Origin of the sequence: Alkalibacterium kapii (assembly GCF_007988865.1) — a bacterium.
Classification (GTDB): Bacteria; Bacillota; Bacilli; order Lactobacillales; family Carnobacteriaceae_A; genus Alkalibacterium; species Alkalibacterium kapii.
In genome coordinates this window covers 1-7155 of record NZ_BJUY01000042.1, presented here as the reverse complement: position 1 = coordinate 7155, position 7155 = coordinate 1, and the positions used below count along the sequence as shown (strand labels likewise).

The window sequence follows — 7155 nt, the reverse complement described above, 5'->3', positions numbered from 1 at the left end:
TGAACCTTAAGAGCCGAAGCCCCGAAACTGCGAATAATACAAGGAAGATACCCTTAGAATCCGCTGAATAACTTAAAATAATGAAGGTCGAATATTTATCATACGATAAATCAAAAATTAGTTAAAATATAAATCATAAAATAGACTGATTCGCATAATCATTATCCAGTCCTTGATTCATATGCTATACTTAAGTAAGCATAAAAAATGGAGGGCATTAAAATGAAAGTATCAACTAAATGGAACGGCGAAAGAGCGTATACAATGACGAATCAAAGAGGCAAAACGATGCATCTTGATCCGGACGGTGAAGGTGTTTCACCCATGGAGTCCGTACTTGGCGGATTGGCAGGCTGTATGGGCATCGATATTATCATGATATTAAAACCTTATGCAGATAAAATCAAAGACCTGAACATCGAAACGGACGGCGACCGCAATGAAGAAATCCCTAAATATTTTAAATCGATTGCCATTACAATAAATATAGATGGGGATATCCCAGCTAGTCGCGTCTGGCGTGCAGTGAACTTGAGTGATCAAAAATATTGTTCCGTCGCCAATTCATTAAATGCGGATCTAAGTTATAAAGTGGTTTTGAATGGTGAAGATGTTGAAGATCCTAAAAAATAAAAATTTATGCGATCGATCAATTTAAAACAAAAATATAATGAAAAAAGCTGCCATTCGTGGCAGCTTTTACAATTTAATCTTCTGAACTTCTTACAAAAGAGATAGCCAGCGTACCCCATTCTTGTTCCTTTTCTGGGGGATAAATCACATGCGTTTTTTCAAGCATCTCTTCAAGAGTTACGTCTTCTGAACCGAATGTTTTTGCTGGGATATCCTGATACATCTCCTTGAAAGTTTGGTAATAGGTCAAATCTTTGATGCGCACAGTCACTTCTTCGAAAGGATTTGTCAGCTTGTTGAATGTGATTATGTCGCCGATCTTGAGTTTCCGGCGCTTGATGTCATTCAAGCGGACTTCGACCGTCTTCTTACCAGAAGAAACCAGTTCAAAAGGCCTGTCGTAAAGCCCCATAAAATAATGCATACGGCTAATTCCTTTCTTAAGAAAACCCCCTGAAAAATACAGGAGGTTTCTTAGTATGTTTCGCTCGAAAAAATCTATATTTTCCGAGAGTATCACCCGAACTTAAATAACTTTTTGGTGAGGTTCTAGTCATTTATGACGTAGAACCGCAGTATGAATCGACTATAAGGAGATTCACTACCTATACATTATGCCCAGGCACCTTTGCGGAAGACTGGGACGCGGGAACCGTCTTTGCGGATGCCGTCGATATCCATTTGGTCTGATCCGATCATGAAGTCAACGTGCACGTCAGAACGGTTTAAGCCTGCTTCTTTCAGTTCTTCTTCAGACATGGTTGTGCCGCCTTCCAGGTTGAAAGCGTAAGCTGAACCTAAAGCCAAGTGATTTGAAGCATTCTCGTCAAACAAAGTATTGAAGAATGTCAGGCCGGACTGTGAGATAGGAGAGGCATCAGGGACAAGAGCGACTTCACCAAGACGCGCCGCACCTTCATCCGTTTTGATTAATTCTTTGATTACGTCTTCGCCTTTATCAGCTGAAACATCGACAACTTTACCATCTTTGAAGTGGAATGTCATTCCTTCAATAATGTTGCCGGCGTAACTCAATGGCTTGGTAGACACAACGACCCCATCAACGCGGTTGGCATCTGGCGCACTGAACACTTCTTCAGTAGGCATGTTGGCCATAAAGCGTTCGCCGCGAGCGTTCAAGCTGCCTGCACCTTCCCAGCGATGATTTTCAGGTAAGCCGACAGTTAGATCCGTTCCTGGCGCAGTATAATGTAAAGCAACAAATTGTTCTTTGTTCAATTCATCCGCTTTAGATTCCAGTGTTTTGTCTTTCTTTTCCCAAGTTGCCACGGGATCTTCATCATATAAGTGAATCGATTTGAAAATTCTGTCCCATAAAGCATCCACTTGTTCTTCTGTAGACTCAAGGTCTGGGAAGACTTTTTCAGCCCATTTTTCACCAGCTGCAGCTGCAACGACCCAGCTGACTTTATTTGACTGAGTGGCTTTACGCATGGCAGAAAAGGCTTTACCTCTTGCTTTTTGTGCTTCAGCGATTTTCTTGCTGTCCAGTCCCTGTAGAGAATCGGGATCGGATGAGCGTACGCTAATACGGCTGGCACCTTTTTCTATGTGATCCAAGGATTCATCGACTTTATATTGTTCAACGGTTGAAACAACTTCTAAAGGTGCATGTTTGAACGTTGAGCGAGTGATTTGATCATCCGTCCATTTGACGATGACTTCTTTCGCGCCTTTTTGATAAGCAGCTTCTGTAATCAAACGAGCAAGTTCCGCCTGATCCACGTCAATACTTAAGACAACAGTATGTCCATCAGAAACATTTACACCTGTTGACACAAGTAAATCAGCATATTTTTTCAAATTTTCCTGGAAATCAGGTAAGACCATTGAAATTCCTCCTATTTGTTTTCGTTACTCTAACAATTTTAGCATAGATGACAGCTCGTCACAATCTAAAAATTCATCATATTTTAATAATATTAAAGATATAATCGGAGGATTTGAACTGAATTATCTCAATTTTATACATATCGTCCGTTTACACATGTCTTTACAAGTTAAATTATTAACATTTTATAGAACGCTTTCTTGAAAATCAGCATAATGGTATAATAATAATAACAGAATTGTAATTATATGAAGTATTCAAAATTTAAATCGATTGGAGTGAAGGAAGTGGCAAGAAAACAGACTATTTTAAAGAAACATATCTTGGAAGCTGCTTTAGCACATGTCAAGGAAGAAGGCTTTGAGAATTTTACTGCCCGTCGAATTGCTGACTCATTGAATGCCTCAACGCAGCCCATCTACAAAGCCTTTAAAAATATGGAAGATCTAAAAGAACAGCTTATCGACTATATAAAAGCAGAACTCCAGAAAGAAGTATTTGACGTCTCTTTGGAAGGGGCTGATTTAGTCCTTGTTTGTGCCAACTATTTACGTTTTGCAAAAAAAGAAGGCATGTTATTTAGTGCTTTGTTTATGGGTAAGGATTATCCGTCTAAAGAGTTTAACGACTTTGTATTGAATGCAGTGTATGAAGTGATGGAGACGATGCCTGAATTTGAGGATGACGAAGATAGAAAGACTTTCCTTGAAATCATTTGGCCATCGGTACACGGTGCAGCAGTACTTTCAGCGCAGGGGCAATTTGATTATGAAGAACAAGGCATCGATAATAAAGCAGAATCGATTTATAGACATGCAATGGCAGCTTGGAAAAAGAAAACAGTAGTCTAAGTAGTTTGAATCGAAAAGACTTATCTAAGAGGCGTGAAACCTTTTAGACAAGTCTTTTTTGATCAGTTATCATTTATTTGATTTTTCATAGGTTTCAATCAGTTTTTGTGCAAAAGCTTTGAGGTTTTTTGCATCTTCTTTTTCGGGATTCAAGTTGACTTTGACGTTGTCTGCTCCTTTGGTTGCTCCTGTTTTTTCAAATTGATCATCAAAATCATCAACGGATTTACAGTACTTTTCGTAAAAGGTATCACCTGAACCGAAGTTGCCGTACACTTTACCGCTTAGATCGACGTCTTCGAGTTCTTCATAAAAATCAACAATTTCATCAGGCAAGTCTGCATCAGTCCCATAGGTGTATGTACCAACTATGTTGATATCATAATCTTTATAGTCGGTCGGGTCGGCATAGACACTTTCTTCTACTGTAACTTCCGCCCCAAGCTCCTTGAACGCTTCTTCTAAAATTTCTGTACATTCTTCTGTATTCCCCGTCAAACTCGCATAGACGATCATCACACTCGGCATGGTTTATAAACCTTCTTTCTCCAGATTTAATGATTGGTTATCTTTTAATCTTATCGAAAAAAGGATACCATTTAAACAAGCGTAATTCAATGAAAGACACTAGAATGACTCAACTGCCGTTCTTTTGATTAGGATTCACTTTACAAAAAAGGTATAATCATAGAAAGAAAAGTATTTACTTGCAGTAAACCTTGTGACTAAAAGATTAAATTAGTAGTAAAACAACTTGTTTCACTCAATAAAAGCAAAATGACACAGATTAAAAATTTGAAAGGAGATCAAGTGAATGACCAAAGCAGTTGTGATCGTCAATCCATCAAGCGGACGCGAAGAAGGCAAGACATTTGGACCAAAAGTGCAGATGGAACTTGAAAAACTGTATGATGAAGTGGAAATGAAATGGACAGAAAAAGAAGGGGATGCCACGCGATTTGCACGTGAAGCGACACGTCAGGAAGTTGATGCGATCTACGCTTTAGGTGGAGATGGGACGGTCAATGAGTGTGTCAATGGTATCGCGACGGAAGAAAAGCGACCACCCTTTGGCTTCATTCCTCTTGGTACAGTCAATGATCTCGGACGCGTTTTAGGTATTCCAATGGAATCCGAAAAGGCTGTCGAACAGTTGACAAAGCGTCGTAAAAAAGCGATAGATATTGGAAAAATCAACGATACATTTTTTGTGGATATCGTCGCTATCGGATCGATTCCGGAAGCTGTACATTCTGTACCAGTAGAAGAAAAAACGAATCTTGGTCCTTTTGCATATATTTTAGAAGGACTCAAAGCACTTTCCGAGAAAGAAGCTTACCCATTCAAGTTCGATATCGAAGGGGAAATAACTGAAGTGGATTCCTTTCTTGTTATCATAGCATTAACGAACTCGGTTGCAGGAATCCCGACAGTGCTTCCTCATGCGAGTGAAGAAGACGGGGTTTTACATTTACTGGCTGTCCGGGGCGAAAACGTCGCGCCTAAAATCAATCTTGTGCCAAAAGTATTTTCTGGAAAAGTATCTGAAGATGATGAAGTTTTCTACCGAAAATTTAAGGAAGCAGACATTTCACTGACTGATGAGAAGAAATATAAAACAGTCGTCACAAATGTCGATGGGGACGAGGGCGATTACCTGCCAATTAAATTAAAAGTATTTAAACAATATTTAGAAGTCTTTGTACCTGACATTGACGAATGAAGCGTGTATACTTGAGGTAAGAATCAAGGAGTCCCTCCTTGATTTTTGATAAAGCTATCTTATCAGACGACCGTCCTCTTATTAAAATTCACTGTTCACACTAGTCACACATTCTCCTTAATTGAACCCGTTCACCCCTATGTCAAAATAGGCGAGGAAAATATACAAGATAAGTAATCAACGAACACGAAAATTTTGATAAAAGTAAAGCGAATACTCAAGAGGACGGTTTTTATAGTAAAGAAGAAGAGCCTCCGACTTTTATTGTCGGAGGCTCTTCTTTGCGTTTTTGTGTTCAGGGAAGAGGAAACTGTCCAGGGAGACAGTTTCAACGATATAGATTCAGTTAAGACCATACGCGATGGAACGCGTATGGTCTTCAATGGTTCCGTAGAAAAATAGTTATTTATGGACATGAGCCGAACAAGTGGAACTTCGGTCGTTACGTCGGAATTTTGTCGTGTCATCGACCGAAGACGGCAGAGGTTCGGCGTGAAAATATAATTTAATTGAGTGAAACAACCGAACAATGCGAACTTCGGCCGCTCCGCCGAACTTTTGTTGTGGCATCGACCGAAGACAGCAGAGGTTCGGCGTGAAAATATAATTTAATTGAGTGAAACAGCCGAACAATGCGAACTTCGGCCGCTCCGCCGAACTTTTATTGTGGAATCGACCGAAGACGGGTAGAGATCGGCGTGAAAGTAAAATTTAGCTGAGAGAAAGAGCCGAACATAAAGAACTTCGGCGTATAGAACCAATTTTTGAATTGAGACCGACCGAAGGATTACCAAAATTAAATAAATAAAAAGAAAATTAAAAAATAATTTAGTGACTTTTTGATTCTTTTGTAAATATGTAGTAGTGGGGGTGTAAAAAAATGAATATATTAAAAGAAAGAACTAAGTCTAAATTACTTTCAGGACTTCAAGCACTGGATAAAAGGATGAATCTATCACTTTCAGATAAAAATTACTTGTTTAATCTGGAAAAAGGTTATGCTGGAGAGGAACTTTTTGATTCGCTAGTCAAAAAACATTTAAGTATGGATTGTCTAGTCTTGAATGATTTACTGCTAGATAGTGGAGGGAAGAGTTTTCAAGTTGACTGTGTCGTGATTACTTCTAATTCTTTAAACATATATGAGATCAAGAATTACAAAGGAAACTATCAGTTTTCAGCAGGACACTTATCAACCTTGACAGGTCAGGAAATCGTGAGTCCTGTATTGCAAATAAAACGATCCAATACCTTGATGAAAGAGCTGATCAAAGATTTTGGTTCGGAACTCTCGGTAAAGTCATCGATTGTATTTGTTCATCCGTCATTCTCGTTATATTTGGCTAAACCGACAGATCCCTTTATTTTGCCAAATCAGGTAGAACGACATTTAATTGAACTAAGCCAGCATAATTTTTCATTAACAAAGAAGCATAGATATATGGCAGATAAATTATTACGTGAACATAGAGAGGAAGTCCCCTATCAAAAACATCTTCCTGACTATAATTTAAAAACTTTGAATCAGAATTTATATTGTCCGGGTTGCAATAGTTCGTCGTTAATACTGACTAAGTGTTATGCTAAATGTAGAGATTGTAAGTACAAGACAACTAAAGACGAGTTAGTCATGGATCACATAAAGGACTATAAACTGTTATTCCCTGACGAAAAAGTAACGGTGAGAAAAATACGCCAATGGTGCGGGAATAAAATTAGGCCGAGAAAGATTAGAGACATTTTAATTGATCGATTTGATAAAAAAGGAAAAACGAGTAATACCTATTATGTCTAACCCCTCAATTTAGAAAAGTCTAAATAAAATTTTTAAGGCACTTCTTTTTTATAATTATTAGATGAAACTGTCTGAAGACAGTTTCGACTGAATAGATTTGATTTAAGTACATACGCGCTGGTGGCGCGTATGACCATTATAATGTTTCAAACTAGTTGAGATATAAATGGGTTCTATTTTCTAATTTTCTTTTTAAGATTCGGTAGATATAAACTAATTATTTGTATAAATCGGCCGAACAACGAGAACTTCGGCCGCTCCGCCGGACGTTTATCAAAGAATCGACCGAACACAACCGAGG

7 protein-coding genes are annotated in these 7155 nt (G+C 38.5%); 4 read left to right on the top strand and 3 right to left on the bottom strand.

What is annotated here, in order from left to right; genetic code table 11:
- Positions 1-222 precede the first annotated feature (222 nt).
- Complete coding sequence (locus AKA01nite_RS09115; RefSeq protein WP_146925017.1) at positions 223-633, top strand: OsmC family protein; 411 nt, start codon at positions 223-225, stop codon at positions 631-633.
- 73 nt (positions 634-706) lie between these two features.
- Here the strand turns inward: AKA01nite_RS09115 and AKA01nite_RS09110 are convergent, their stop codons facing one another.
- Both AKA01nite_RS09110 and AKA01nite_RS09105 read right to left on the bottom strand, forming a co-directional pair.
- Positions 707-1057 (bottom strand): ASCH domain-containing protein, encoded by a 351-nt coding sequence (locus AKA01nite_RS09110; protein WP_146925016.1) that lies wholly within the window; start codon positions 1055-1057, stop codon positions 707-709.
- 188 nt (positions 1058-1245) lie between these two features.
- A complete protein-coding gene (locus AKA01nite_RS09105; RefSeq protein ID WP_146925015.1) occupies positions 1246-2484 on the bottom strand; it encodes an aminopeptidase in 1239 nt (412 codons plus the stop codon).
- A 288-nt stretch (positions 2485-2772) separates the two neighbouring features.
- Between AKA01nite_RS09105 and AKA01nite_RS09100 the strand changes: the two genes are divergently transcribed.
- Positions 2773-3336, top strand: a complete 564-nt coding sequence (locus AKA01nite_RS09100; protein WP_186805157.1) for a TetR/AcrR family transcriptional regulator — start codon at positions 2773-2775, stop codon at positions 3334-3336.
- 69 nt (positions 3337-3405) lie between these two features.
- On the opposite strand, the gene AKA01nite_RS09095 is transcribed toward AKA01nite_RS09100, so the two are convergent.
- On the bottom strand, positions 3406-3864 hold the full coding sequence (locus tag AKA01nite_RS09095; RefSeq protein ID WP_146925013.1) for a flavodoxin: 459 nt from the start codon (positions 3862-3864) through the stop codon (positions 3406-3408).
- Between the two features lie 286 nt (positions 3865-4150).
- Between AKA01nite_RS09095 and AKA01nite_RS09090 the strand changes: the two genes are divergently transcribed.
- Entirely contained in the window at positions 4151-5059 is a 909-nt protein-coding gene (locus AKA01nite_RS09090; RefSeq protein WP_146925012.1) for a diacylglycerol/lipid kinase family protein, read from the top strand.
- An 880-nt stretch (positions 5060-5939) separates the two neighbouring features.
- On the top strand, positions 5940-6854 hold the full coding sequence (locus AKA01nite_RS09085; protein ID WP_146925011.1) for a nuclease-related domain-containing protein: 915 nt from the start codon (positions 5940-5942) through the stop codon (positions 6852-6854).
- Positions 6855-7155 lie beyond the last annotated feature (301 nt).

Coding starts and splice junctions, on each gene's coding strand:
- AKA01nite_RS09105 (WP_146925015.1), bottom strand. CDS start 2,484: ATGGTCTTACCTGATTTCCAGGAAAATTTGAAAAAATATGCTGATTTA.
- AKA01nite_RS09085 (WP_146925011.1), top strand. CDS start 5,940: ATGAATATATTAAAAGAAAGAACTAAGTCTAAATTACTTTCAGGACTT.
- AKA01nite_RS09115 (WP_146925017.1), top strand. CDS start 223: ATGAAAGTATCAACTAAATGGAACGGCGAAAGAGCGTATACAATGACG.
- AKA01nite_RS09090 (WP_146925012.1), top strand. CDS start 4,151: ATGACCAAAGCAGTTGTGATCGTCAATCCATCAAGCGGACGCGAAGAA.
- AKA01nite_RS09095 (WP_146925013.1), bottom strand. CDS start 3,864: ATGCCGAGTGTGATGATCGTCTATGCGAGTTTGACGGGGAATACAGAA.
- AKA01nite_RS09110 (WP_146925016.1), bottom strand. CDS start 1,057: ATGCATTATTTTATGGGGCTTTACGACAGGCCTTTTGAACTGGTTTCT.